This is a genomic window from Janthinobacterium sp. (genome assembly GCF_009923995.1).
Lineage (GTDB): Bacteria > Pseudomonadota > Gammaproteobacteria > Burkholderiales > Burkholderiaceae_D > Janthinobacterium.
In genome coordinates this window covers 1-25,897 of record NZ_RFSK01000002.1, presented here as the reverse complement: position 1 = coordinate 25,897, position 25,897 = coordinate 1, and the positions used below count along the sequence as shown (strand labels likewise).

Genomic DNA, 25,897 nt, shown 5'->3' with positions numbered 1-25,897 from the left:
AACTTTTCTGTAATCCCTTATCTTGTTTTGTTTCCAACAAGTAAGGAATTTCCCCCGTGGATGTCGATGTCAACAACAACAGCTCCCGGCGCGAAGCCATCACCTTCAGCGCCACCGGCAGCGAATACTTCCGTATCTGGATCGTCAACCTGCTGCTGAGCATCATCACCCTGGGCATCTACTCGGCCTGGGCCAAGGTGCGCCGCAACCGCTATTTCTATTCCAGCACCCACCTCGCTGGCAGCAGCTTCGAATACCATGGCAATGCCATCGCCATCCTGAAGGGGCGCATTGCGGCCGTGGTGCTGATCGGCGGCTACAACATCGCCTTCCAGGTCTCGCCCATCATCGGCCTGATCATGCTCGTGCTGATGATGGCCGTGCTGCCATGGCTGATCTGGAAAAGCCTGCAATTCAAGCTGTACAACACCAGCTACCGGGGCATCCGCTTCGGCTTCGACGGCAGCGCCAGGGAAGCCTATAAGTATTTCCTGTGGCTGCCCATCCTGAATACCTTCACGGGTGGCCTGATGACGCCATTCCTGCACCAGCGCCTGAAGCGCTTCCAGCACACGCACAGCCGCTTCGGCACCAGCAACTTCAGCTTCGACGCCAGCGTCGGCAGCTTCTACAAGACCTATCTGCTGTTCTTCGCCCTGCTGCTGGCCGGTTTCCTGGCGCTGATCTTTGTCGTCTTCGCCAGCGTCTTCGCCACGTTTGCCACCCATGCCAACGACGCCACCAAGGCCGGCAGCATCTTTGGCGCCGTGGCCGCCCTGTATGCGTGGACCTTCATCGTCCTGCCGCTGTTCCTCACCATGATCCAGAACCTGATCTGGAACCATACGCGCCTGCAGCAGCACCAGTTCGCCTCGCAGCTGACGTGGGGCCGCACCACCTTCGTCATGCTGACCAACCTGATCGGCATCGTCGTCACCCTGGGCCTGTTTACGCCGTTCGCCCACGTGCGCTGGCTGAAATACCGCCTGGAAGCGACGTCCATGCAGGTACACGGCAGCCTGGACGCCTTTGTGGCCGCCACCGGAGAGCAGGTATCGGCCACCGGCGAAGGCGTGGTCGACCTGCTGGACTTCGACCTGTCGCTGTAAGATGCCGAGCGACCGCCCTGACGCCACGCCGGCACTGGCCGCCCGCTATTTCGACGGCCAGAGTTCGCGCCTGTACCACGTCACCCTGAGCGTGCGCGATGGCGTGGCCGTGCTGGCGGGCGACATCGCGCGCAGCTGCCCCCTGGGCCAGCTGCACGTGTCCGAACGCAGCAGCCACGCCGTGCGCAAGGTCAGCTTTCCCGATGGCGCCTACCTGGAAATCGCCGACCAGGCCGCCTTCAACGCCCTGCTGCACGACACGGGCCACCGTGACGGCTGGGTCGTGCGCCTGCAGCAAAGCTGGCGCGGTGCCCTGCTGGCCACGGCCGCCACCGTGCTGGCCCTGTGGCTCAGCTATCAATACCTGCTGCCCGTGGTGGCGAAGGGCGTGGCATATGCCGTTCCCCAGTCCGTCGAGCGCCAGCTGGGCCAGGGTGTGCTCGACTTCCTCGATGGCCACGTGTTTGCGCCAAGTCAACTCGATGCGGCCCGCCAGCAAGCCTTGCGCCCCCGTTTCGCGCGCCTGGCCACGCCCGGCGACAGCGTGCCCGAGCACCGCATCATTTTCCGCAAGAGCAAGATCGGCCCGAACGCGTTTGCCCTGCCGTCCGGCGACATCGTGCTGACCGATGAAATGGTGGCGCTGATGCCGGACGACGACGCCATCATGGGCGTGCTGGCGCACGAACTGGGCCATTTGCAGCAGCGCCACCTGACGCGGCGCCTGATCCAGACCTCGGCCGTGGGTGCCGGCGCGGCGCTGCTGTTCGGCGACGTGTCGACCGTGGTGGCCACCCTGCCGCCGCTGCTGCTGGACCTGAAGTACTCGCGCGACGTCGAGCGCGAGGCGGACGACTATGCCATCGCCATGCTGCGCCAGAACGGCATTGCGCTGGAGCACCTGGCGCAGGTGTTCGTCGCCCTGGGCAAGCTGGGCGACGGCACGCCCTACCTGTCTAGCCATCCGGCCAGCGCGGAACGCATCGCGCGCATCCGCGCCGCACAGCACTAGGCACCGCACGCGGCGTCCAGCGGGCGCCGCGTTCTTTCCAGCCAGCACGATCCGTGAATCGAAGGTAGACTCATCAGTTATCAGTCTGACTTCACCGGAGTGCCCATGCACCTAGTACCATTTCGCTACCTGACCTTCATTGCGACGGCCGCCATCTTTGTCCTGTCCCTGTTCTACTACGATCACTACTGGCTGCCCCTGCTGGCCGGCGCGCTGACCCTGCTGGGCATCAGCGACATGCTGCAGACGAAGCGCGCCCTGCGCCGCAACTATCCCATCCTTGCCCATTTCCGCTTCTTTTTCGAGAGCATCCGCCCCGAAATCCGCCAGTATTTCCTGGAAAGTGACACGGAAGCGACGCCGTTTTCGCGCAGCCAGCGCAGCATCGTCTACCAGCGCGCCAAGGAGCAGACGGACAAGCGCCCGTTCGGCACCCAGCTCGACATGTACCAGGCCGGCTACGAATGGATCAACCACTCCATCGCCCCCGCCAAGGTGACGGGCCACGACTTCCGCATCGAGATCGGCAACCACCCAGACTGCCCGCGCGCCAAACCGTATTCCGCCAGCGTCTTCAACATCTCGGCGATGAGCTTTGGCGCCCTGTCGGCCAACGCCATCCTGGCCCTGAACGGCGGCGCGCGCAGCGGCGGCTTCATGCACGACACGGGCGAAGGCAGCATCAGCCCCTACCACCGCGAAAACGGCGGCGACCTGGTATGGGAAATCGGCTCGGGCTATTTCGGCTGCCGCAACCAGGACGGCACGTTCTCCGAAGAGCGCTTCGTCGCCAACGCCAGCTCCGAGCAGGTCAAGATGATCGAGCTGAAGATGTCGCAGGGCGCCAAGCCGGGCCACGGCGGCGTGCTGCCCGGCCCGAAAGTGACCATCGAGATCGCCACCACGCGCGGCGTGATGGTGGGCGAGGATTGCGTCTCGCCGGCGGCGCACAGCGCCTTTTCCACGCCGCTGGAAATGCTGCACTTTATCGACCGCCTGCGCACGCTCTCGGGCGGCAAGCCGACGGGCTTCAAGCTGGCCATCGGCCACCCGTGGGAATTCTTCGCCATCGTGAAAGCCATGCTGGAAACGGGCATCACGCCCGACTTCATCGTCGTCGACGGCAGCGAAGGCGGCACGGGTGCCGCGCCCGTGGAATTCACGGACCACGTGGGCACGCCGCTGCAGGAAGCGCTGGTGCTGGTGCATAACACCCTCGTAGGCGCCAACCTGCGCGACCGGATCAAGATCGGCTGCTCGGGCAAGATCATCACGGCCTTCGACATCGCCCGCCTGCTGGCGCTGGGCGCCGACTGGTGCAACTCGGCGCGCGGCTTCATGTTCGCCCTCGGCTGCATCCAGTCGCAAAGCTGCCACACGGACCGCTGCCCCACGGGCGTGGCCACGCAGGACCCGCAGCGCCAGCGCGCCCTGGTGGTGGACGACAAGATCGCCCGCGTGGCGCACTTCCACCAGAACACCATGAAGGCGCTGGCCGAACTGATCGCCGCCGCCGGCCTGGAACACCCGCAGGAGCTGCGTCCGCACCACCTGGTGCGGCGCATTTCGCCGAACCAGGTGAAACTGGCTTCCGCCCTGCTGCCCTTCCTGGAAGCGGGCCAGCTGCTCGACCCGAGCCAGCTGCCGCAGCTGCCGCCCGTGTTCGGCCTGTACTGGCCGAAGGCGCAATCGGCATCGTTCAAGCGCCTGGATTAGCAAGCGTTGCGCCGGTGGAGCAATACCACTTAATAACCACTTGCGCAATTATCCAAATCCAATACAATACCAAAATAAGCACAAAATACGGCAGCTTTTCCGGTGTTCGCCCAGATGCGTCACCCGGGGCCAGAATACGGACTTGTCGTCATCAGAATGAATACCGGAGGAGTTGCAGCATGGAGCAGGGTTTGCGCGAGAAAGTAGGACAGTTGTTCATGGTGGGCTTCGACGCCCTGCAGGCGGACGAGCATATCAAGACCTTGATACGCGACAAGAAGGTGGGCGGCGTGATCCTGTTCCGCCGCAATGTGCACACGCCCGCGCAAGTGTCGGCCCTGTGCCGCGAGCTGCAGGAGATCAACGCGGAAGTGTCCGACACGCCGCTGCTCATCTCCATCGACCAGGAAGGCGGCATGGTCATGCGCATCGAGCAGGGCGTGACGCCAATTCCCGCCGCGATGGCCTTCCAGGCCGCCGGTTCGCCGGTCGACTGCGAACGCATGAACCGGATCAGCGGCGACGAGATGCGCCAGGTGGGCATCAACATGCTGCTCGCCCCCGTGCTGGACGTGAACAACAACCGCAACAATCCCGTCATCGGCGTGCGCGCCTATGGCGAAGATGCCGACACCGTCATCGAATACGGCATGGCCGCCATGCGCGGCCAGCGCGCCAGCGGCCTGGCCGTCACGGCCAAGCACTTCCCCGGCCACGGCGACACGGCCATCGACACGCACTACGCCATGGCCCTCGTCCCGCACGACAAGGAACGCCTGCGCGCCGTGGAACTGGCGCCCTTCCGCGCGGCCATTGCCGGCGGCGTGGACGCCATCATGACGGCGCACGTGGTCTTCCCCGCCTTCGAGGCCGATACCAGCGTGCCGGCCACCCTGTCGAAGGGCGTGCTGACGGACCTGCTGCGCGGCGAAATGGACTACCAGGGCGTGGTCATCACCGACTGCCTGGAAATGGCGGCCATCGCCGACGGCATCGGCATTCCCAAGGGCGCCATCGCCACCTTGCAGGCGGGCGCCGACATCGTCCTCATCTCGCACCGTCAGGCGCAGCAGACGGCCGCCATCGACGCCGTCATCGCCGCCGTGGAAAGCGGCGAGATCGCCATGGAGCGCATCGACGCGGCCCTTGCCCGCGTGGCTGAACTCAAGCGCAACCGCGCCGTGCGCGACTGGCGCGAGCGCCCCGTCGCGCCGCCGGCGCTGATGCAGCCGGCCGCCATGGCCCTGTCGCAGCTGCTGCAAAAAGCGGCGCTGCGCGTGCAGGGCGACTACCGCCCCCTGGATGCGGGCCTGCCCGTGACCCTGCTGACGGTGGAAGTGCGTTCGCGCAGCGAAATCGACGAAGTGGCGCTGGGCCGCAACAAGGAAGCGCGCAGCTCCATGCTGCCGGCGCTGCTCGAAGCGGGCCTGGAGGTGCGCGAATATGCCTTGTCGGCCGAAGCGCTGAGCGACGAAGTCAACGAGGCCATCGCCTTTGCCCAGGGCGCACAGCAGATCGTGCTGCAGACGTATAACGCCATGTTCGTCGAAGGCCAGCGCCGCCTCGTCGAGGCCTTGCCGCACGATAGACTGTGGCTGGTGGCGGGCCGCCTGCCGTATGACCTGGACCTGGCACCCGATGCGCAAGGCCGCCTGGCCGCCTTCGGCTGCCGCCCGGCCGCGCTGGCACCGGTGGTGGACAAGCTGGCGGGCAAGGCGTAAATCCACGCCACCCTTCCTGCACATGCCGGGCGCCGCCCGGCATTTTTCATGCAGCGCCGGGATCGAAACGCACGCCCGTCATCTGTTCGCTCAGCGCCCATAGCCGGCGCGCCTGCGCAGCATCGGCCGCCCAGCGCCGCACGCCCGGCCCCGTGCTGTCGTCCGCCACCAGGGCGGCAATATCGCAATCCTCGCAATACACGCCGCCCAGACCGTCCAGCTGCGCGCTGGTGGCACACCAGACGGCCGTGGCGGCGCCCTGCGCCACGTTCTTGAAACCCGATTGCGGCGGCGGATTCACCTGGCCCGCATCATCCAGCGCGCCCACCCTGCGCAAATCGTCCAGGTCCAGGTGGCGCACCAGCGGCGTCAGGATGGCACCCGGGTGCAGCGAAAAGGCCCGCACGCCGTGCGCCGCGCCGCGCCGGTCCAGCTCCACGGCAAACAGGGCATTGGCGCTTTTCGACTGCGCATACGCGCGCCATTTGTCGTAAGGCTGGCGCTGGAAATGCGGGTCGTCCAGGTCGACGCCTGCCTGCCGGTGTCCCAGCGACGACACGCACACGACGCGCGCGCCACGCGCCTGCCGCAAGGCGGGCCACAGGCGCGCCGTCAGCTGGAAATGCCCCAGGTGATTCGTCGCGAACTGCGCTTCATAGCCCCGCGCATCGCGCAGCAAGGGCGAGGCCATGAGCCCGGCGCCATTCACCAGCACGTGCAGGGCGCGGCCCGAGGCGAGGAAAGCGGCGGCAAAAGAGTCGACCGACTGCGGATCGAGCAGGTCGAGCGGGGCGATGTCCACGTTGGCCAGACCGGTCAATGCCGCTTGCGCCTGACGCGGGTCGCGCGCCGGCACCACCACGCTGGCGCCGGCGCCGGCCAGCACGCGCACCGTTTCCAGGCCCAGCCCTGAAGCGCCGCCCGTGACGATGGCCAGCATGCCGGACAGGTCGCGCCCGGCCAGCGCCTCGGTGGCCGTGGTGGCCGCGCCGAAGCCGGTGTGAAGGGGAGTCTGCCTGGGATCGTCGTATGTCATGTGTGCCTCCGCATGTGGGTGGCCAGCGCGGGATGGCTGGCGACATGCTTATTTTGCGTGGGCTTTGCTGGACTGTGAATGGCGTAAAATCCTTGATACTGTCGCCATCGTCCAGAACTGGACCCTCAACATGGATTTGCTTTCCGATGTACTGTCGCTGCTCGACACGCGCAGCTCCTATTTCGCCGGCCTGAAGGCGGGCGGCGACTGGGCCATCGACTTTCCTCCGCCGGACGGCATCAAGTTCAACGCCGTGATCGAGGGAAGCTGCTGGCTGGCGGTCGCGGGCATCGACGCGCCTGTGCAGCTGCATACGGGCGACTGCTTCCTGCTGGCCCCGGGACGCGCGTTTACCCTGGCCAGCGCGCCCGGCTTGCCAGCCACCCCGGCGCTGGAAGTGTACCGGCACGCGCAGCAGGGCGTGGCCCGCCACGGCGAGCCGGCACACGATTTCTTCCTCATCGGCGGGCGTTTCAGCTTTGGCGACGAAGCGGCCATCCTGCTCGACTGCCTGCCGCCCCTGCTGCACGTGCACGGCGATACGGACCAGGCCAGCGTGCTGCACTGGGCCTTGCAGCGCCTGGCGCAGGAGCTGCAGGCGACGGCCCCCGGCGCGGCGCTGATGACGCGCCACCTGGGCCACATGATGCTGCTGCAAATGCTGCGCCAGTACCTTGAAGCGCAGGCATCGCATCCGGTAGGCTGGCTGTTCGCGCTGGCCGATCCCCGGCTGCGCGCCGCCATCGAAGCCATGCATGCGCAGCCGGCGCAGCGCTGGACCTTGCCGCAGCTGGCCGCCATCGCGGGGCAGTCGCGCTCCGCCTTTGCCCTGCACTTCAGGAACAGGGTGGGCGTGACCCCGCTCGATTACCTGCTGCGCTGGCGCATGCGCCTGGCCACGCGGCGCCTGAAGGACAGTGCCGCGACCGTGACGTCGATCGCGCAGGCGCTGGGCTACGATTCGGACAGCGCCTTCAGCCACGCCTTCAAGCGCGTCATGGCGTGCTCGCCGCGCCAGTACCGGCAGCGCCACGCGGGCGCGCAGGCGTAAAAAAACCCGCCATGGCGGGGACAAGACAGGGTCAGCGCGCTTGCACGGGCGGCAGCGCCGCCACCGCCAGCAAGGCAAACGGCCCGAGGAACAGGCCGATGCCGAACCACAGTCCCCCGTGGCGGCCGCGCCGGCTGGCCAGCAGCCAGGTGGCGACGGCAAACAGAAACATGAAGATCAACAGTATCGCCATTGCCACTCCTTGCCATGCGGAAAGCCCAGTGTAGCCTACGGGCGGGCCCGTGGCTAGACGTAGATCAGTCCTGGCGCTGCACCTGCATCAGGATCACGCGCTTGCTGCTGCCGTCGGCCGGCGGTGTGGCGGACGGCGGCGGCGGGCTGTCGCAGGAGCCGCAGGAACCGCAGCCGCTGCCGCAGCCGGGCGCCACCTTGAAGAAGGCCGACAGCTTCGCCTCGTCGAGACCGCAGCGCACGAGGCCCCGCACGATGGCGCGGCGCACGCCCGCCGGCAAATACTTGGTCGAGAAATGCAGCAGCGCGGCTGCGACGATCAGGGCGACGATGATGGTTTGCCACATGGTGTGCTCCTAGGCGCCGAACAGCAGGGCGACGCGGTAAGTGATGAACGAGGCGGCGTACGCCAGCGCGAACATGTAGCCGGCCATCAGCAGCGGATAGCGCCAGCCGCCCGTCTCGCGCTTCACCACGGACAGGGTCGACAGGCACTGCGGCGCGAAGACGTACCAGGCCAGCAAGGACAGCGCCGTGGCCATCGACCACGAATGGGCGATCAGCGGTTCCAGCGTGGAGGCCAGCGCATCGCCCGTCTGCGACAGGGCATACACGGTGCCCAGGGCGCCGACGGCCACTTCGCGCGCCGCCATGCCCGGCACCAGCGCGATGCAGATCTGCCAGTTGAAGCCGATGGGCGCGAAGATCACTTCCAGGCCGCGGCCCAGGATGCCGGCCAGGCTGTAGTAGATGGGCGGGTGGATGGCGTTGTCCGGCGCGCCGGGGAAGGTGCTGAGGAACCACAGGATGATCATCAGGCTCAGGATGATGGTACCGACGCGCGTGAGGAAGATTTTCGCGCGTTCCCACAGGCTGACGGCCAGGTTGCGCAAATGCGGCCAGTGGTAGGCCGGCAGTTCCAGCATCAGCGGCTGGTTGCCGCGCACGCCCATGCCGCGCTTCATGACCCAGGCCACAGCCATGGCCGAGATGATGCCGGCAAAGTACAGGATGAACAGCACCAGGCCCTGCAGGCTCAGATAGCCCCACACCTGGCGCTCGGGAATGAAGGCGGCGATGATCAGCGCGTACACGGGCAGGCGCGCCGAGCACGTCATCAGCGGCGCGATCATGATGGTGACCAGGCGGTCGCGCGGGTTCTGGATGGTGCGCGCCGCCATCACGCCGGGAATGGCGCAGGCAAAGCTCGACAGCAGCGGGATGAAGGCGCGGCCCGACAGGCCCACGCCGCCCATCAGGCGGTCCAGCAAAAAGGCCGCGCGCGGCAGGTAGCCGCAGTCTTCCAGGCTGAGGATGAAGAAGAACAGGATCAGAATTTGCGGCAGGAACACCAGCACGCTGCCGACGCCGCCGATGATGCCTTCCACCAGCAGGCTTTTCAGGTGGCCGTCGGGCATGTTCGCCGTCAGCACGGCGCCCAGGTGGCCCACGCCGTCCGTGATCATTTCCATCGGCGTGGCGGCCCAGGCAAACACGGCCTGGAAGATGAGGAACATCAGCACGGCCAGGATGAGGGGGCCGAAGACGGGGTGCAGCACCACGTCGTCGATCTTTTCCGTCAGGTTGCCCTTGTCGCTCGCGTCGTTGCTGACGGCGGCCAGGATGCGGCGCACTTCGCGCTGCGTCTCTTCGACGGAAACGGCATCGATGGCCGCCAGCGGCTTGGCGTCCACGACGGGCAGCGGCAGCATGGCGTCGATGGCGTCCAGCAGGGCTTTTTCGCCGTCGTGCTGCACCGCCACGGTTTCCACCACGGGCATGCCCAGTTCCTGCGACAGTTTCACCGTGTCGATCACCATGCCGCGCTTGCGCGCCACGTCCGTCATGTTCAGCGCCAGCAACATCGGCAGGCCCAGGCGCTTGACTTCCAGCACCAGGCGCAGGTTCAGGCGCAGGTTGGTGGCGTCGACGACGCAGATGATGGCGTCCGGACGCGGGTCGCCGCGGCGCAGGCCGCCCACCACGTCGCGCGTGATGGCTTCATCGGGCGTGGTGGCCGACAGGCTGTAGGCGCCCGGCAGGTCGAGCAGGCGCACGGGCGTGCCGCACGGCGAGGTGAAATGGCCTTCCTTGCGCTCGATGGTCACGCCGGCGTAGTTCGCCACTTTCTGGCGCGCGCCCGTCAAACGGTTGAACAGGGCCGTCTTGCCGCAGTTCGGATTGCCCAGCAAGGCGATTTGTGGCTGATGCGGCGGCTTGTGCACGCCCGCATCGACGATAGTTTCGACAGCACCCATGGTTATTCCGGTTGAATCAGCGGTTGAATCGTGATCAGCGCCGCTTCGAAGCGGCGCAGTGCGAACGTGGCATTGCCGACCTTGATGGCGAGCGGGTCGCCGCCGGGCAGGCCGCGCTTGAGCATGCGGATGCGTTCGCCGGGAACGAATCCCAGCTCCATCAGCCGGCGGGCCAGGTCGACCCCGTCCTCCGTCTGTCCTGCCGTGTGGGGCGTGATATGCAACACCGTGCCGCTCTGGCCGACTGCCAGCGCATCGAGCGTCATCAGGGGTGGAACTAGAGTCATGAGCAAATTCCGTTCAAATTAAGAACACGGGGGACAGCCTGCTGCGCGTGGCGCACGCCCCGGTGTTGTGAGGTAAAACGCAACTGTTGCGCATTACCGACAAGCGGCCTTTCAGTATGTCCAGACGGCGACCGTCCGAGACAATACCAGCATTATAAACATGAATGCGAATTGTTTTTATTTGGCCCGGAGAGCCGCCCCTGTCAAGGGCTGCGCCATGCGTTTACACAACACCACAAGGCCCCCGCAGGCGCCCGCCTGCAGCCGCACGTTTCATCAAAATCGCTTGCATTGTCCTGCGCTTTGCGCGACAATGAAACGTAATGATAATGATTCTCATTAAAACACTAGCAACAATGCTTCGTAGCACTAGTGTCTTTTCATCATCCAGCCAGAAGGTGTATCAATGATTGTATGTGTCTGCAACAACATATCTGATCGTGAAATCCGTCAAGCCGTCGATCTTGGCCTGTCCAGCATGGCCGAACTGCGCCGCGACCTGGGCGTAGCCACGTGCTGCGGCAAATGCCATACCTGCGCACGGGAAGTGCTGAACGATCACCTGAGCGCCACCGTGGTGCTGCAAGAAACCGTATTGATGCGAGCTGTGCTGACAAACTAAGGAAAGTGATGAATGCCATGACGATGATGCCCCCGCCCGTAACGGTGCAGGCCGTGCAACAATTTGCCGATTTCGACAAGAAGCGCAGCAAATTCGCGCCGCTGATGGCCATCGTCGTCCTGCATATCGCCGGCTTTTACGCCATCCAGAGCGGCTTGCTGAGCCGTGTCGTCACGGCCGCCATGCCGACCATCACCACCATCAGCATCATCGCGCCGCCGGCGCCGCCAAAACCGCCGGCGCCGTCCATCCCGAAAACCGTGGAACTGAGCGCCCCCCTGCCGCGCGCCGTGATCCCGCCGCTGCCGCTGATCGCCGTGGCGCCGACCGAACCGACGATCACGCCGCCGCAGCCGACGCGCGCCGAAGCGGCGCCTGTCGCCACGGCCGCACCGACGGCGCCCGCCGCACCGGCACCATCGCCGCCGGCCCCGTCCACGCCGCGCACCGTCAGCAGCGTGGAATACATCAAGGCGCCGCAGCTGGTCTACCCGAACCTGTCGCGCCGCCTGGGCGAGAGCGGCACCGTGGTGCTGCGCATCCTGATCAATGAAAAGGGCTTGCCCGAGCAGATCCTCGTGCACAAATCGACGGGCTACAGCAACCTCGATGAAGCGGGCCGCCAGGCAGCGCAGCGCGCGCTGTTCAAGCCCATGATCGAAAACGGCAAGGCCGTTCCCGTCTACGTGCTGGTCCCCCTGACCTTCCAGCTGAGCTAGCCTTCCTGCGGCCGCGCGCCGCTGCCAGCCCGCAAGCATCGCACCGTGTGCCCTGCTTGCTTTTTTGCGCCCTGTTTTTAGTCAAGCGATTTGCTTGTTTCAGTCTGCCAGCCTACATCCCCGGGCCAGGCAGACTTTTTTTTTGGCGTCAGACCCTTTGGGTCTGCCCCCAGCCGTTCAGGTCTAGGGTTAGCGCATGCAAAAAACCGTATTCTCTTTTTAACCCTAAAAAAATGGGGTCGGACGGGGCCGCCTAGTCCCGCAGCGACCGCCCGCTATAGGGGTCAGACCCTCAACACCGCCAACGCCAAGCTCAGCGCCAACGTCGCCGGGGGTCTGCCCCCAGCCTCACATCTCCGCCCACATCCGCAGCAGGTTGTGATAATGCCCCGTCAGCCCCACGGTGGCCGGCGAATCGCCGTGCTCGCCGCGTACGCTCTGGATGTTTTGATCCAGCTCAAACAGCATGCTGCGTTTCCAGTCTTCACGCACCATGCTTTGCGTCCACAGGAAGGAGCAGATGCGCTCGCCGCTGGTGACGGGCAGCACTTGATGCACGCTGCTCGACGGATACACGATCACGTCGCCGGCCGGCAGTTTCACTTCATGCGTGCCGTAGGCATCGACCACCACCAGTTCGCCGCCCTCGTATTCATCCGGCTCGCTCAGGAAGACAGTCGACGAGACGTCGGCGCGCATCGACTGCATGCCGTTTTTCGGCGTGCGGATGGCGCCGTCGATATGCAGGCCATAGTGCTCGCCGCCCGCGTAGCTGTTGAAGAAAGGCGGCAGGATGCGCAGCGGCAGCACGGCCGAGAAAAACAGGGGATTGGCCATCAGGGCGCGGCTGACGATCTCGCCCAGTTCCAGCGCCAGCGGCGAGCCTTCCGCCAGCTGGCGGTTGCGCTTGACCTGCGCGCCCTGCGCGCCCACGCTGGCGCGTCCGTCGACCCAGTCCGTCTGCGCCAGGCGCTGGCGGAAGTGCGTGACCTGTTCCGGCGTCAGTACGCCGGGTATGTGCAGCATCATCTTGCTATCCTTTGTAGTGAATTCCCCCTGGGATTATCGCATCGCCGCCGGCGGCCAAGAATACATAAAGGCAAGAACGGCGCAAACATTTCCGCCTTTGCCGCCTCGCCGCACCGGCCAGCCGGACATGCAAAAAAGACAGCATGAACGCGAATGAGAATGGCCTCCATTTGCCTTAACAAATAAAAAACGGAGAACTGGGGCGATTTACTTGAGAATGGGTTTTATTCGCACGATATTTACGTTAAAAAGACGGAAAAACGCCGTTTCGCAGCAAAAATCGCCCACATTTTGCGCTATCATGCGGGCATAGCGAGACCGGCAATCGCGCGCCACCAGGCAGCCCTTCGCCACCCGGCAGTGACCGCCAGCAGCCACCGGTTTCATCATCGAACGCAAGACAGAACAAAGGAAATCCCATGAAGGGCGATAAAGAAGTCATCCGCTTGCTCAACGCACAGCTCACCAACGAATTGTCCGCCATCAACCAGTACTTCCTGCATGCGCGCATGTACAAGCACTGGGGCCTGGAAAAGCTGGGCAAGAAGGAATACGAAGAGTCGATCGGCGAAATGAAACACGCCGACAAGCTGATCGACCGCATCCTGATGCTCGACGGCCTGCCCAACCTGCAAGCGCTGCACAAGCTGCTGATCGGCGAGAACACGCCGGAAATGCTGGAATGCGACCTGAAACTGGAGCGCGCCGCGCACGCCACCGTCAAGGAAGGCATCGCCACCTGCGAAAAAGCGGGCGACTACGTCTCGCGCGACCTGTTCCTGATGATCCTGGAAGACACGGAAGAGCATATCGACTGGCTGGAAACGCAGATCGACCTGATCGCCAAGGTCGGCATCCAGAACTACCTGCAAAGCCAGATGTCGATTGACGAGTAATTTCCGTCGACAGGCATAAAAAAAACCGGCAATGGCCGGTTTTTTTACGTCCGGGCCTTTACTGCGGCACGGTGTCCTTGAAGGATTGGCGCTCGGACAGCTTGTCGAACAGGCGCGCCAGCGCGGGGTGATCCGCGCGCCAGTCGATTTCCGGGAAGCGGAAGCTGAGCCAGCCCAGGGCGCAGCCCACGGCCACGTCGGCCAGGGTGTAGTTCTTGCCGGCGCAATACGCGCTCTCGCCCAGGCGCGCTTCCAGCGCCGCCAGGCCCAGGGTGACCTTGTCCAGCTGGCGCGCGATCCAGGCGGCGCTTTGCTGCTCGGGCGGACGCTGCGTGCGCTCCAGGCGCACCAGCACGCCCGCGTCGAGAATGCCGTCGGCCAGCGCTTCCCAGTTCTTGATGTCGGCCCGCTCGCGGCCATTGCCGCCGGCCGGCAGCAGCTTGCACACGGGCGTGAGCGTGTCGAGGTATTCGACGATGACGCGCGAGTCGATGAGCGCGCTGCCATCCTCCATCACCAGGCAGGGCACCTTGCCCAGCGGATTGGCCTGGGCGATGCGGGTTTCCGGCACCCACACGTTTTCCAGCTCGAAGACATAGTCGAGCTTTTTTTCCGCCAGCACGATGCGGGCTTTGCGGACATACGGGCTGGCGAGGGAACCGATCAGTTTCATAGACACTTTGAGGTAAAGGAGCAGCGGCCAGTATAGCATCGGCGGCAGCCGCATTTGGCAGTGCGCGCCCCGTGCGCCCCGCAGTGTGGCGGGCACGCCGCATCGGCGCCCGATTCGGCCCGATTGCGGCGCGCCGGCGCCCGGCGCACGTCTGCCAGGGCGCCAGCGGTGGTAAAATCGTCCTTTACTGTGGCGCCGCCAGTGTTGCTTTATTGCAATAGCCCTGCCCTCCCCGCGCGCCACGCGCCAACCGTTTCTTTAACTTGCGTCCGCTCTCATGACTTCTACTACTCCGTATTCCACGCTGTCGGCCCTGTCTCCGCTCGATGGCCGCTACGCCAGCAAGACCGACCTGCTGCGCCCGATCCTGTCCGAAGCCGGTTTCATGCACCACCGCGTGAAAGTGGAAATCTCCTGGCTGCAAGCGCTGTCGCAAGCGGGTTTCGCGGAAATCAAGCCATTCTCGGCAGAAGCGAACGCCCTGCTCGACAAGATGGCGGCCGACTTCTCGGAAGCCGACGCGGCCCGCATCAAGGCCATCGAAGCGGTCACCAACCATGACGTCAAGGCCGTCGAGTACTGGCTGAAGGAACAGGTCGCGGACGTGCCGGAACTGGTGGCGGCGTCGGAATTCATCCACTTCGCCTGCACCTCGGAAGACATCAACAACACCTCGCACGGCATGATGCTCAAGGCCGCACGCGACGGCGTGATGCTGCCGGCCTTGACCGGCCTGGTAGCCAAGCTGACGCAGATCGCGCACGACAATGCGGACGTGCCGATGCTGTCGCGCACGCACGGCCAGACGGCCAGCCCGACCACCCTGGGCAAGGAGTTCGCCAACGTCGTGGCCCGCCTGCAGCGCGCCGTGAAACGCATCGCGCAAGTGGAAATCCTCGGCAAGATGAATGGCGCCGTCGGCAACTACAACGCCCACCTGTCCGCCTACCCCGGCTTCGACTGGCCGGCGTTCTCGCAGGCCGTCATCGAACAGCGCCTGGGCCTGGTGTTCAACCCGTACACCATCCAGATCGAGCCGCACGACTACATGGCCGAGCTGTTCGACGCCTTCGCGCGCGCCAACACCATCCTGCTGGACCTGAACCGCGACATCTGGACGTACGTCTCGCTGGGCTACTTCAAGCAGAAACTGAAAGCGGGCGAAATCGGTTCCTCGACCATGCCGCACAAGGTCAACCCGATCGACTTTGAAAACTCGGAAGGCAACCTGGGCCTGGCTAACGCCGTGCTGAAACACCTGTCGGAAAAACTGCCCGTCTCGCGCATGCAGCGCGACTTGACCGACTCGACCGTGCTGCGCAACATCGGCGTGGGCCTGGGCTACACCCTGCTGGCCTATGACAGCTGCCTGCGCGGCCTGAACAAGCTGGAAGTGAACCACGCGCGCCTGGCGCAAGACCTGGACGCCACCTGGGAAGTCCTGGCCGAGCCCGTACAAACCGTGATGCGCCGCTATGGCATCGAAAACCCGTACGAGCAGCTGAAAGAATTGACGCGCGGCAAGGGCATCTCGAAAGAGGCGCTGCAAACCTTCGTCAACGGCCTGGCCATCCCGCAGGATGCCAAGGACGTGCTGCTGACCATGACGCCGGCGAACTACATCGGCATCGCGGCCCAGCTGGCCAAAGCCATCTAAGCAGTTTCCACATCGGGATCCCGCAGATCCCCTCCCGCGGGGCGGCCAGCATACAAATGCGGCCGCCCCGCGGTTTTTCCGCCCCGCTTTCTTGTAGAATCTCCAGCACGCAGCGCAATTTGCTTTTCTTTGGTATATTAGGCCGAATTAGTCCTAATACGTACTACTTTCAAGAAAGCCCCGCCGATGCAACGCTACACCACCACCGCCATCATCCTGCACTGGCTGACGGCCCTGCTGATCATCAGCGCCTTCATCATGGGCCTGGTCATGACGGATATTCCCGGCCTGACGCCCACCAAGCTCAAATATTTCTCGTGGCATAAATGGCTGGGCGTGACCGTGCTGGCCATCGCCGCCATCCGCTTGCTGTGGCGCAAGGCCAACGTGCCGCCGCCGCATCCGGCCAGCATGGTCGCGTGGCAAAAGAAGGCGGCCGACGCCATGCACGTGCTGCTGTACATCCTGATCTTTGCCGTGCCCGTCTCCGGCTACCTGTACACCCTGGCCGCCGGCGTGCCGGTGGTCTACCTGGGCCTGTTCCAGCTGCCCGTCTTCATGGCGCCGAACCCGGAACTTAAGCCACTTTTAAAAGAAATTCATTATGTTCTGAACATGACGATGGCTGCCGCCGTGGCCGCCCACGTACTGGCGGCCCTGAAGCACCAGTTCATCGACCGCGACGGCGTGCTGAAACGCATGCTGCCCTGATACCGACTTCCCCTTGCTCACTGTAACTCCAGGAAAAATAAGATGAAAACCACCCAACGCATCGTCCTCGCTTCCCTGCTGGGCCTGTCCGTGGCCGCCACCGCCGCCACCCTGCTGAAAGTCGATCCCGCCAAGACCAGCGTGTCGGCCGTGTTCAAGCAAATGAACGTGCCCGTGGAAGCGAAGTTCAAGAAATTCAATATCGCCATCGACTACAACCCGGCCACGCCGGACGCCTCGAAAGCGTCGGTGGACATCGAGACGGCCAGCATCGATATCGGCGACCCCGAGTACAACAAGGAAGTGGCCAAGAAAGAATGGTTCAACTCCGCCCAGTTCCCGAAAGCCACCTTTGTTTCGAGCAGCATCAAGGCCGCCGGCGCGGGCAAGCTGACGGTGACGGGCAAGCTGAGCATCAAGGGCAAGACCAGCGACGTGACCTTCCCCCTGACGGTGAAATCCGAAGGCGGCAAGTATGCGTTCGACGGCGCCCTGCCGATCAAGCGCCTGACCTACAACATCGGCGAAGGCGAGTGGAAAGACACGAGCATGGTTGCCGATGAGGTCACGATCAAGTTCCACGTTTCGGCTCAGTAACGCCTGAGAAAACGTCCATGACTGCGTTGCTCTTGCCTCGTCGTACTATTCACTATTCGTACTGCCTTCGGCAAGGTACCTTGTCCTGAACGTTTGTCAGACGTTAGCAAAAACAACCCCACAACCCTTTAGGATCTGCATGAAATTTTCGCACTTGATGATCGCCGTGCTGGCCGCCGCCGGCGCCGGTTCGGCCATGGCCGCTACCGAGACCTACAACCTCGACCCGACGCATACCTTCCCCAGCTTTGAGGCCGATCACATGGGCATGTCCGTGTGGCGTGGCAAGTTCAACAAGACCAAGGGCACCGTCACCCTGGACCGCGCCGCCAAGACGGGCAGCCTGGACCTCGTCATCGATGCCGATTCCATCGATTTCGGCCTGGACGCGATGAACACGCACGCGAAAAAAGCGGACATGTTCAACGTGGAAAAATTCCCGCAAATCACCTACAAGAGCACATCGCTCAAGTTCAACGGCGATCAGCTGGTGGAAGTCGATGGCGAGCTGACCCTGCTGGGCGTGACCAAGCCCGTCAAGCTGAACGTGAGCAAGTTCAAATGCATCATGCACCCGCGCTACAAGCGCGAAGTGTGCGGCGCCGATGCCAGCGCGGAATTCAAGCGCAGCGACTTTGGCCTGAGCTACGGCCTGCCGGCGTTCTCGCCGGAAGTCAAGCTGGCGATCCAGGTGGAAGCCATCAAGGCCGACTAAGCCACCCTGTGCTGCAAATCAAGCCCGCCTCGCTGCCCGCAGCCAGGCGGGCTTTTTCGTGCAGGCGTAAATCCGCTGGACTTTTCTATCGTGCGGCATCAGTATCGATTTGCCATGATGTTTTTCTAACACGGCACAACCACTCATCCATCGCGCGGAGGATTACATGAATTTCATTATCTGGATCGTTATTGGCGGCGTCATTGGCTGGCTGGCCAGCATGGTCATGAAAACCGATGCGCAACAGGGCATCTTCCTCAATATCGTCGTCGGCATAGTCGGCGCCTTCCTGGGCGGCTGGCTGCTGGCGCCCCTGTTTGGCACGGGCACCATCAATAGCGACAACTTCAGCCTGTCCTCGCTGCTGGTCTCCTTCCTCGGTGCCGTGATACTGCTGGGTATCGTGAATCTCTTGCGCCGCGGCAAAATACGCTGAGGCTGGCGCGGCAACGCATTGCATCGCACACGGGCCGGGCCGCGCAAGCGCCCGGCCATTTTTATTGCCCGAAAGACAATTGTCTGGACAATACCACAGTCGCCGGCACGGAAAAATGCGCCCTGCCAGCCGGATTGGTCCCGTGCCCGGGCATAAAATATTTCCTTAAATACAACACCATCAGACATACCCTGAGGAAAATGTCATTGACTAGTCACAGTTCGATACGGATACTCTAGGTCGCCCGCTGAGAAAACCACTGGGTACGCACGCTGATTCCGACTTCCCTACATGTAAAAGAACAGAACTCGAATGAAAAAATCTCTAATCGCGCTCGCCATCCTGAGCAACTTCGCACACGCCGACGAAGGCATGTGGATGCCCCAACAGCTGCCACAAGTAGCCAAGGAACTGAAAGCGGCCGGACTGAAACTGGACCCGACCACCCTGACCAAGCTGACCGAGTTCCCGATGGGCGCCATCGTCAGCCTGGGCGGCTGCTCCGCGTCGTTCGTCTCGCCGCAAGGCCTGGTCGCCACCAACCACCACTGCGTCTACAACAGCGTGGCGGTGAACTCGACCAAAGAGCGCGATTTGCTGGCCAACGGCTTCCTGGCCAAGACCTACGCTGAAGAACTGCCGGCCGCCCCGGGCAGCCGCATCTTCGTCACCTCGGCCGTGACGAATGTCAGCGACAAGATCATCACCGCCGACGTGGCCAAGCTGCAAGGCAAGGCACGCATCGACGCGATCGAAAAAAACCAGAAGAAACTGGTCGCCGAATGCGAAAAAGAAGCGGGCTTCCGCTGCACCGTGTCGAGCTACTACGGCGGCCTGGAGTTCTACCTGATCAAGCAACTGGAAATCCGCGACGTGCGCCTGGTGCACGCGCCTCCGGCCGGCGTGGGCAAGTTCGGCGGCGACACCGACAACTGGATGTGGCCACGCCATACGGGCGACTACGGCTTCTACCGCGCCTACGTCAGCAAGGACGGCAAGGCTGCCGACTTCAGCAAGGACAACGTGCCGTACCAGCCGAAACACGTGCTGAAACTGGCCAAGGACGGCTTGAAGGAAGGCGATTTCGTCATGGCGCTGGGCTATCCAGGCCGCACCAACCGTCACCGCCTGCCATCGGAAGTGGCATTCACGTTCGACTGGAACTATCCGGCCTTCGTGAAGGCATCGGGTGAAACCCTGGCCATCATCGCGCGCGAAACCAAGGACAACAAGGACGTTGCCCTGAAATACGCAGGCCAGGTGGCTGGCGTGAACAATTATTACAAGAACCGCCAGGGCATGCTGGACTCGTACGCGGGCAGCGACTTCCTGGCACGCAAGACGGCCGAACACGAAGCCCTGAAAACCTGGGTCAACGCCAATCCTGCCCGCAAGGCGGAATTTGCCGGCGACATCGAGCAGGTGGAAAAGCTGATCGCCGAGCGCGATGCCGACATCAAGCGCGACTTCTTCCTGGGCTACGCACAGCCACGCCTGCTGAACACGGCACGCAGCCTGTACCGCCTGGCCAATGAAAGCACCAAGGCCGACACGGAACGCAAGTCCGGCTACCAGACGCGCGACTTGCCACGCCTGGAAGCGGGCATCACCTCGGTCGAACGCACCTACGATGAAAAAGTCGACAAGGCGCTGGTACTGAACAGCCTGGCCAAGTACGCCGCGCAGCCGGCAGCACAGCGCCGCGCCAGCTTCGACGCCGCCATCGGCATCAAGGATGGCATGTCGCAAGCGGACCTGGTCGCCGCCCTGGACAAACTGTATGCCGGCAGCAAGCTGGCCGACAAGGCCGAGCGCGCAGCCTGGCTGAAACGCACGCCTGCCGAATTCCAGGCCAGCAAGGACAGCTTCATCCAGGCCGCCGTCGCCATGTACCCGGATTCGCTGAAAAACGAAGCGGAAGACGAAGAACTGGCCGGCAAGATCCAGCAAAGCTATGCCAACTACATGAAAGCCAAGATCGCCTTCATGAAGAGCAAGGGCCAAGCCGTCTATCCTGACGCCAACAGCACCCTGCGCGTGACCTTCGGCCGCGTTGCCGGCCGTGACCATGGCGCCGACGGCACCACCTGGACCGCGTTCACCACCGTCAATGGCGTGGTGGCCAAGGCCACGGGCGAAGGCGAGTTCAATGCACCAGCGAAACAACTGGCCGCGATCAAGGCCAAGGACTTCGGCAAATTTGTCGATCCGAAGCTGAAAACCGTGCCGGTCGACTACCTGGCCACCCTGGACATCACCGGCGGCAATTCCGGTTCGGCTGCCCTGAACTCGAAAGGCGAATTCATCGGCCTGGCGTTCGACGGCACCCTGGACTCGATCATTTCCGACTGGGACTACAACAAGGCCAACACCCGTTCGATCCAGGTCGACCTGCGCTACATGCTGTGGAACATGAAACACGTCGACCACGCAGACAACCTGCTGAAAGAAATGGGCGCCGAGTAATTTTCGGATAACAACAACGAATAAGCCCGGCAACGGGCGGTTGTCGCCTGAGCCACTCCTGCGGGAGTGGCTTTTTTTCGCCTAGCGTCTTACCTTGGCAAAGCGGTAAGGAACGGCTTGCTCCTCGCCAAACACCTGCGCGTGGCGATTGCCCAGCGGCAGCATCACGCGCCGCCCCCCTTCCAGCAGCAGGGCCAGGTCGGCGCCGGGAAAACGCTGCGCCAGCGCGGCATGGTCTTGCCGGGCAATGGTGGCGGCGGGAATCACGATGCGGTAATCGCCGTCGCCAAAGTCCAGCAGCAGGACCGGCCCCTCGTCCAGCCCCGGCAGCGCCGTGATGCGCAGGCGCACGCTCCCCTTGACCAGCTCGCAGGCCGCCCACAGGGGCACCTCGCGCGCCAGCTTGCCTGCCTGCAGGCGCGGGGCCTGGCCCTCTTTCGCCGAGCTCAGCAGGACATCGGGCGGCGCCACCGACGCCGCCCCATCGACGGCCAGCAGCCAGCCCCGGTAGCGTATCAGCACGCCCGGCGCGACGGCCGTGACGGAACCACCGTCCGCCACAGGCCCCGATCCCGCCGGCAAACGCAACGGTGCCGCCTGTGCCGCCAGGCAAGCCCACCACACCAGCGCCGCCATCGCCGTCCTGCCCATGCCGCCTCCTTGCCCGTGAAACGTATTCATACCACAAGTGACGCGCCCCCCTCCTGCCGCACATCAAGGCAGCGGCGCCGGTGCTACAATTGGCGCCTCATGGGCGTACTTACCCAGCGCGCCTTCCCCCTCCCAGACTCAGACCGCTATGCCATCAGACTTGCGCACGACCTACGAACTCGGTAACCACAACCAGACCACGACCTGGCTGGAATGCATCACCTTCTACAAAGATCTCGCCGCACGCTATCCGCAAGTGCTGCATTTCGAACAGATCGGCCTGTCCGACTCGGGCGTACCGATCCACGCTGGCGTCGTCAGCGCCGATGGCGTGTTTGACCGCGAACAAATCAAGCGCGCAGGGCGCACCGTGTTCTTCAACAATAACGGCATCCACCCGGGCGAGCCGGAAGGCATCGACGCCTGCATGGCCATCGTGCGCGACCTGTGCACACAGCCGGAACGCCTGGCGGCGCTGGGCAGCACGGTGCTGCTGTTCATTCCCATCTACAACGTCGATGGCAGCCTGAACCGTGCAAACACGTCGCGCGTGAACCAGGATGGCCCGGAGCAATTCGGTTTCCGCGGCAACAGCCGCCACCTGGACCTGAACCGCGATTTCATCAAGTGCGACAGCCTCAACGCGCAAGTGTTCAACCGTCTGCTGGCCAGCTGGGACCCGGACGTGATGGTCGACACGCACACGTCGAACGGCGCCGACTACCCGTACACGATGACCCTGATCCACACGCAGACGGACAAGCTGGGCAATGGCCTGGGTCCCTTCCTGCAAGACACCATGCTGCCGCACATCTTTGCGCAGATGGAACAGGCCGGCTGGCCCACCTGCCCGTATGTGAATCCCGTCAAGGACAGCCCCGACCACGGCATCGCCGAATTCCTCGAAGTGCCCCGTTTTTCGACGGGCTTTGCGGCCCTGCATCACGTCATCGGTTTCATGCCGGAAACGCACATGTTGAAACCGTTTGCCGACCGCTACGCCTCCATGCGCGCCCTGCTCGACATCACCATGGCCTTTACGGTCAAACATGGCGAACAGATCCGGCAGCTGCGCGCGCAAGCGAAGGCGGCAGGACGCACGCAAGCCCAATGGCCCATCCACTGGAGCATGAACGAAGCACAACCGTCGACCTTCCCCTTCAAGGGCTATGCGGCGCAATACACACCAAGCGTGCTGGGCGACTACCAACGTCTGTCCTACGACCGCTCGCAGCCGTGGGAGCGCGATATCGCCTATTACAACCGCTTCGATGCGGATGTCACCATCGCCGCGCCGAAAGCCTACGTGGTGCCGCAGGCGTGGCGCGAAGTCATCGAACGCCTGCGCTGGAACGGCGTCGAAATGTCGCGCATCACCGCCGAACAGACGGTAACGGCACGCTACTACCACGTGAAAAACGTCGGCACGCGCGCCACGGCCTACGAGGGCCACATGTTCCACGACACGCTGGAGGTGGAAGCGCGGACGGGCCAGTTCACCCTGCAGGCGGGTGACTATGTAATCAGCCTGGACCAGGACAACGCCCGCTACGCCGTGGAAACCCTGGAACCCGAGGCGCACGACAGCTTCTTCCGCTGGGGCTTCTTCAACAGCGTGCTGGAGAAAAAGGAAGCGTTTTCCGATTATGTGTTCGAGGACATGGCTTCCGAATTGCTGCGCGACGAACCGGCGCTGGCGGCAAAGTTTGCTGACTGGAAAGCGGCAAACCCTGCCCTGCTGAGCAATCAGGAAGCCGTACTGGATTTCATTTTTGAACATTGCCAGCGCTTTGCCGAGCCGGAATGGCGGCGCTATCCCGTCATCGCCCTGATGTAAATCAAGGCGGGAGCGACTGCAACATCCTGGCGCCGCATCGGAGACCCCGGTGCGGCGCCTCTTTCTGTGCTCTACCCACAAGGTACACCCATGCACTACGCACTGAACCTGCGCACCTTTATTTACAGCCATTATTTTTACCTGGGCTTGCGCGTGGCGATCGGCCTCGTAGCGACAGCACCACCGCCATGACAGTGTGCATCGGCGCCCTGTGCACGACCCTGATGGACATGCCCAGCCCCCTGCGCCACAAGTTCAATGAAATGCTGGCCTCCGTGCTGCTGTGCAGCGCCGTGACGCTCCTGATCAGCCTGTGCGGCCCCGTGCACTGGCTGCTGCTGACCGTACTCGTGCTCGTCAGTTTTCTCGCCAGCATGATGGTGGTGTACGGCAAGAAATCCATGCCCTTGCAACTGGCCGCCCTGTTCATCATGACCATGTCGATGGAACACCAGATGACGTGGCAGCAATCGTTTCACCATGCGGGCCTGTTCATGCTGGGGGGATTGATCTATCTCGCCTACGCCATGGCCATCGCCTGGGTCTTGCGCCACCGCATCAAGCAGCAGGTGCTGGCCGAAGCCCTGTTCGAACTGGCCGCCTACATCGACATCAAGGCCGATTTCTACGACACGCGTTTTAACCTGACGGAGCAATTCAACAAGCTGGTGCGCCATCAAAGCATCCTGGCCGACCGCCAGCAGGCGTCGCGCGACTTGATCTTGCGCAGCCACAAGAACAGCAAGGATGCCATCGTCGTGCAAGTCCACGTCTGCATGCTGGATCTGTATGAACTGATCCTGTCCACGCACACGGATTACGCCCTGCTGCGCCAGCACCTGGCCGACTCCGACGTCCTGACCTCCCTGCACGACCTGGCCTACAAGGCGGCGCGCGACATCGAATCCGTGGCCTACGCCGTCACGCGCAAGCGCGCCTCGTATGCGCAGATCAGCTACGACAAGGAATGGGACGATATCGAGGCGGAAATTGCCCGCCTGCAAGCCAAAGGCGACGGCGCACAGGAAGCGCTGGCCACCCTGCGCGCGCAGCGCAACAAGATCCGCGCCATCCTGAAGATGATCGGCGAATTGCACCTTGCCACGCAGAAAGTCTACGCCGACGTGCCATTCTGGAGCGGCGCGGACATGGCGCCGTTCCTGTCGCAACAGAAATACGAGCTGAAAACCCTGCTGTCGAACCTGCGCCTGGACTCGCCCGTGTTCCGCTTCGCCCTGCGCGTGTCGATGGCCATCTCGGTGGGATTGCTGATCGGCCACTGGCTGCCGTACGCGGCGCACAGCTACTGGATCGTCTTGACCATCGTCATCATCCTGCGCCCCACCTTCAGCATGACGCGCCAGCGCCGCGCCGACCGCATCATCGGCACCATCATCGGCTGCGTCATCACGGCCATCGTGATCCGCTTCGTGCACAGCAATATCGCCCTGATGGCCATCCTCTTCCTCTCCATCGTGGCCACGCCCACCTTCATCTATTTGCGCTACCGCTACACGGCCATCGCCGTCAGCCTGATGATCTTGCTGCAAATGCACCTGGTGGCGCCCAGCAACCCGAATCTCGTCAGCGAGCGCCTGATCGATACCCTCATCGGCGCGGCGGTCGCCACCGTGTTCAGCTTCGTGCTGGCCAACTGGGAATACCAGAGCCTGCCACGCCTCGTGCGCCAGGTACTGAACGTGAACCTGAGCTATATGCAAGCCAGCTTCGAGCTGCTGCAGGGCAAATGTTTCGATGATTTCGCCTACCGCATCGAACGCAAGCGCCTGATGGACAGCCTGGCCGCGCTCAGCTCGGCGCTGGTGCGCATGCTCGACGAACCGGCCAGCAAGCAGCGGGCCGTGGAAGACATCAACCTGTTCATCGTGCAAAATTACCTGCTGGTGGCCCACGTGGCGGCGCTGCGCTCCATCCTGGGGCGCCATGCCAGCCAGCTGCCCGTCGCTCCCGTCAACGCCTTGCTCAGCCACAGCCATACGCAAGTGTGTTTGACCCTGTCCCGCGCGCTGGACCAGCTCGACAACAAGGCCACGATCAGCGCACCGCTGGCGGCCCCTGCCGCGCCGCCCGTCAGCGAAGTGGACTGGTCGGGCTGGCCGCTGGTCAAAAGACGCATCCGCCTGTTGCAGGCAGATGCCGACAAGATCGTGGTACATAGCGCGGCGATCGTGCATATCGTGGCACCCCGATAATCTATTCCAACAACCCTGGCGCAAGTGGTGTCATCAGGAGGTCATCTGACCTCTCTATGATGCGATGGTTTTTTCCACTCCCAGCCAAGGTAATCCATGCACGCATTTCCCCTGACCCGGCGCCTGCCACTGGCGCTGGCCATCAGCGCCGCCCTCGCCCTCGCCGCCTGCGGCGGTTCCGATCATCCGGAAAGCTACCCACAAGGTACACCCATGCACTACGCACTGAACCTGCGCACCTTTATTTACAGCCATTATTTTTACCTGGGCTTGCGCGTGGCGATCGGCCTCGT

General features: G+C 63.4%; 24 protein-coding genes and 1 pseudogene. 17 read left to right on the top strand and 8 right to left on the bottom strand.

Annotated elements, in window-relative coordinates; translation table 11 throughout:
- Positions 1 to 56 precede the first annotated feature (56 nt).
- The 4 genes from EBS11_RS01195 (at position 57) to nagZ (ending at position 5,558) form a co-directional block, all read left to right on the top strand.
- On the top strand, positions 57 to 1,109 hold the full coding sequence (locus EBS11_RS01195; protein ID WP_290599873.1) for a YjgN family protein: 1,053 nt from the start codon (positions 57 to 59) through the stop codon (positions 1,107 to 1,109).
- 1 nt (position 1,110) lies between these two features.
- Positions 1,111 to 2,121 (top strand): M48 family metallopeptidase, encoded by a 1,011-nt coding sequence (locus EBS11_RS01190; protein ID WP_290599872.1) that lies wholly within the window; start codon positions 1,111 to 1,113, stop codon positions 2,119 to 2,121.
- A gap of 105 nt (positions 2,122 to 2,226) precedes the next feature.
- Positions 2,227 to 3,837, top strand: coding sequence for an FMN-binding glutamate synthase family protein (locus EBS11_RS01185; protein ID WP_290599870.1), 1,611 nt, complete (start codon positions 2,227 to 2,229; stop codon positions 3,835 to 3,837).
- A gap of 179 nt (positions 3,838 to 4,016) precedes the next feature.
- On the top strand, positions 4,017 to 5,558 hold the full coding sequence (nagZ, locus tag EBS11_RS01180) for a beta-N-acetylhexosaminidase (RefSeq protein ID WP_290599868.1): 1,542 nt from the start codon (positions 4,017 to 4,019) through the stop codon (positions 5,556 to 5,558).
- A 46-nt stretch (positions 5,559 to 5,604) separates the two neighbouring features.
- On the opposite strand, the gene EBS11_RS01175 is transcribed toward nagZ, so the two are convergent.
- Positions 5,605 to 6,594 (bottom strand): oxidoreductase, encoded by a 990-nt coding sequence (locus tag EBS11_RS01175; protein ID WP_290599867.1) that lies wholly within the window; start codon positions 6,592 to 6,594, stop codon positions 5,605 to 5,607.
- Positions 6,595 to 6,724: 130 nt separating this feature from the next.
- On the opposite strand from EBS11_RS01175, the gene EBS11_RS01170 reads away from it, so the two are divergent.
- Positions 6,725 to 7,645, top strand: coding sequence for an AraC family transcriptional regulator (locus tag EBS11_RS01170; protein ID WP_290599866.1), 921 nt, complete (start codon positions 6,725 to 6,727; stop codon positions 7,643 to 7,645).
- Between the two features lie 31 nt (positions 7,646 to 7,676).
- Here the strand turns inward: EBS11_RS01170 and EBS11_RS01165 are convergent, their stop codons facing one another.
- The 4 genes from EBS11_RS01165 to EBS11_RS01150 form a co-directional block, all read right to left on the bottom strand.
- Complete coding sequence (locus tag EBS11_RS01165) at positions 7,677 to 7,838, bottom strand: hypothetical protein (protein ID WP_290599865.1); 162 nt, start codon at positions 7,836 to 7,838, stop codon at positions 7,677 to 7,679.
- 64 nt (positions 7,839 to 7,902) lie between these two features.
- Positions 7,903 to 8,184 carry a hypothetical protein gene (locus EBS11_RS01160; RefSeq protein WP_290599863.1) on the bottom strand — a complete coding sequence of 94 codons (282 nt, stop codon included), beginning with the start codon at positions 8,182 to 8,184 and terminating at the stop codon, positions 7,903 to 7,905.
- A gap of 9 nt (positions 8,185 to 8,193) precedes the next feature.
- On the bottom strand, positions 8,194 to 10,095 hold the full coding sequence (locus EBS11_RS01155; protein WP_290599862.1) for a ferrous iron transporter B: 1,902 nt from the start codon (positions 10,093 to 10,095) through the stop codon (positions 8,194 to 8,196).
- A 2-nt stretch (positions 10,096 to 10,097) separates the two neighbouring features.
- Positions 10,098 to 10,382: a FeoA family protein gene (locus tag EBS11_RS01150; protein ID WP_290599860.1), complete on the bottom strand. Its 285-nt coding sequence runs from the start codon at positions 10,380 to 10,382 to the stop codon at positions 10,098 to 10,100.
- Positions 10,383 to 10,788: 406 nt separating this feature from the next.
- Here EBS11_RS01150 and EBS11_RS01145 point away from each other — a divergent pair, with 406 nt between their 5' ends.
- A complete protein-coding gene (locus EBS11_RS01145) occupies positions 10,789 to 11,004 on the top strand; it encodes a (2Fe-2S)-binding protein (protein WP_071075208.1) in 216 nt (71 codons plus the stop codon).
- Between the two features lie 17 nt (positions 11,005 to 11,021).
- Positions 11,022 to 11,723 (top strand): energy transducer TonB, encoded by a 702-nt coding sequence (locus EBS11_RS01140; RefSeq protein ID WP_290599858.1) that lies wholly within the window; start codon positions 11,022 to 11,024, stop codon positions 11,721 to 11,723.
- Positions 11,724 to 12,071: 348 nt separating this feature from the next.
- On the opposite strand, the gene EBS11_RS01135 is transcribed toward EBS11_RS01140, so the two are convergent.
- The gene (locus EBS11_RS01135) at positions 12,072 to 12,752 is read right to left on the bottom strand and encodes a Fe2+-dependent dioxygenase (RefSeq protein ID WP_131373301.1); all 681 of its coding nucleotides are present in this window, start codon (positions 12,750 to 12,752) and stop codon (positions 12,072 to 12,074) included.
- A gap of 419 nt (positions 12,753 to 13,171) precedes the next feature.
- Here EBS11_RS01135 and bfr point away from each other — a divergent pair, with 419 nt between their 5' ends.
- A complete protein-coding gene (bfr, locus tag EBS11_RS01130; RefSeq protein ID WP_290599854.1) occupies positions 13,172 to 13,648 on the top strand; it encodes a bacterioferritin in 477 nt (158 codons plus the stop codon).
- Positions 13,649 to 13,706: 58 nt separating this feature from the next.
- On the opposite strand, the gene EBS11_RS01125 is transcribed toward bfr, so the two are convergent.
- Complete coding sequence (locus tag EBS11_RS01125; RefSeq protein WP_290599850.1) at positions 13,707 to 14,321, bottom strand: glutathione S-transferase N-terminal domain-containing protein; 615 nt, start codon at positions 14,319 to 14,321, stop codon at positions 13,707 to 13,709.
- A gap of 277 nt (positions 14,322 to 14,598) precedes the next feature.
- On the opposite strand from EBS11_RS01125, the gene purB reads away from it, so the two are divergent.
- The 6 genes from purB to EBS11_RS01095 all read left to right on the top strand — a co-directional run bounded on the left by purB (position 14,599) and on the right by EBS11_RS01095 (position 20,903).
- On the top strand, positions 14,599 to 15,978 hold the full coding sequence (gene purB, locus EBS11_RS01120; RefSeq protein ID WP_290599848.1) for an adenylosuccinate lyase: 1,380 nt from the start codon (positions 14,599 to 14,601) through the stop codon (positions 15,976 to 15,978).
- A gap of 186 nt (positions 15,979 to 16,164) precedes the next feature.
- Complete coding sequence (locus EBS11_RS01115; protein WP_290599847.1) at positions 16,165 to 16,689, top strand: cytochrome b; 525 nt, start codon at positions 16,165 to 16,167, stop codon at positions 16,687 to 16,689.
- Positions 16,690 to 16,731: 42 nt separating this feature from the next.
- A complete protein-coding gene (locus EBS11_RS01110) occupies positions 16,732 to 17,286 on the top strand; it encodes a YceI family protein (protein WP_290599846.1) in 555 nt (184 codons plus the stop codon).
- A gap of 139 nt (positions 17,287 to 17,425) precedes the next feature.
- A complete protein-coding gene (locus EBS11_RS01105) occupies positions 17,426 to 18,001 on the top strand; it encodes a YceI family protein (protein ID WP_290599845.1) in 576 nt (191 codons plus the stop codon).
- 166 nt (positions 18,002 to 18,167) lie between these two features.
- Positions 18,168 to 18,437: a GlsB/YeaQ/YmgE family stress response membrane protein gene (locus tag EBS11_RS01100; protein ID WP_071075198.1), complete on the top strand. Its 270-nt coding sequence runs from the start codon at positions 18,168 to 18,170 to the stop codon at positions 18,435 to 18,437.
- A gap of 312 nt (positions 18,438 to 18,749) precedes the next feature.
- Positions 18,750 to 20,903 carry a S46 family peptidase gene (locus EBS11_RS01095; RefSeq protein ID WP_290599840.1) on the top strand — a complete coding sequence of 718 codons (2,154 nt, stop codon included), beginning with the start codon at positions 18,750 to 18,752 and terminating at the stop codon, positions 20,901 to 20,903.
- 81 nt (positions 20,904 to 20,984) lie between these two features.
- On the opposite strand, the gene EBS11_RS01090 is transcribed toward EBS11_RS01095, so the two are convergent.
- Positions 20,985 to 21,554, bottom strand: a complete 570-nt coding sequence (locus EBS11_RS01090; RefSeq protein ID WP_290599839.1) for a hypothetical protein — start codon at positions 21,552 to 21,554, stop codon at positions 20,985 to 20,987.
- A gap of 148 nt (positions 21,555 to 21,702) precedes the next feature.
- Here EBS11_RS01090 and EBS11_RS01085 point away from each other — a divergent pair, with 148 nt between their 5' ends.
- The 3 genes and pseudogenes from EBS11_RS01085 to EBS11_RS01075 all read left to right on the top strand — a co-directional run.
- The gene (locus EBS11_RS01085) at positions 21,703 to 23,391 is read left to right on the top strand and encodes a M14 family zinc carboxypeptidase (protein WP_290599837.1); all 1,689 of its coding nucleotides are present in this window, start codon (positions 21,703 to 21,705) and stop codon (positions 23,389 to 23,391) included.
- A 90-nt stretch (positions 23,392 to 23,481) separates the two neighbouring features.
- Positions 23,482 to 25,604 (top strand): annotated as a pseudogene (locus tag EBS11_RS01080) (FUSC family membrane protein).
- Positions 25,605 to 25,700: 96 nt separating this feature from the next.
- Positions 25,701 to 25,897: hypothetical protein (locus tag EBS11_RS01075; RefSeq protein WP_290599836.1), on the top strand; the 197-nt coding region annotated here is incomplete at its 3' end.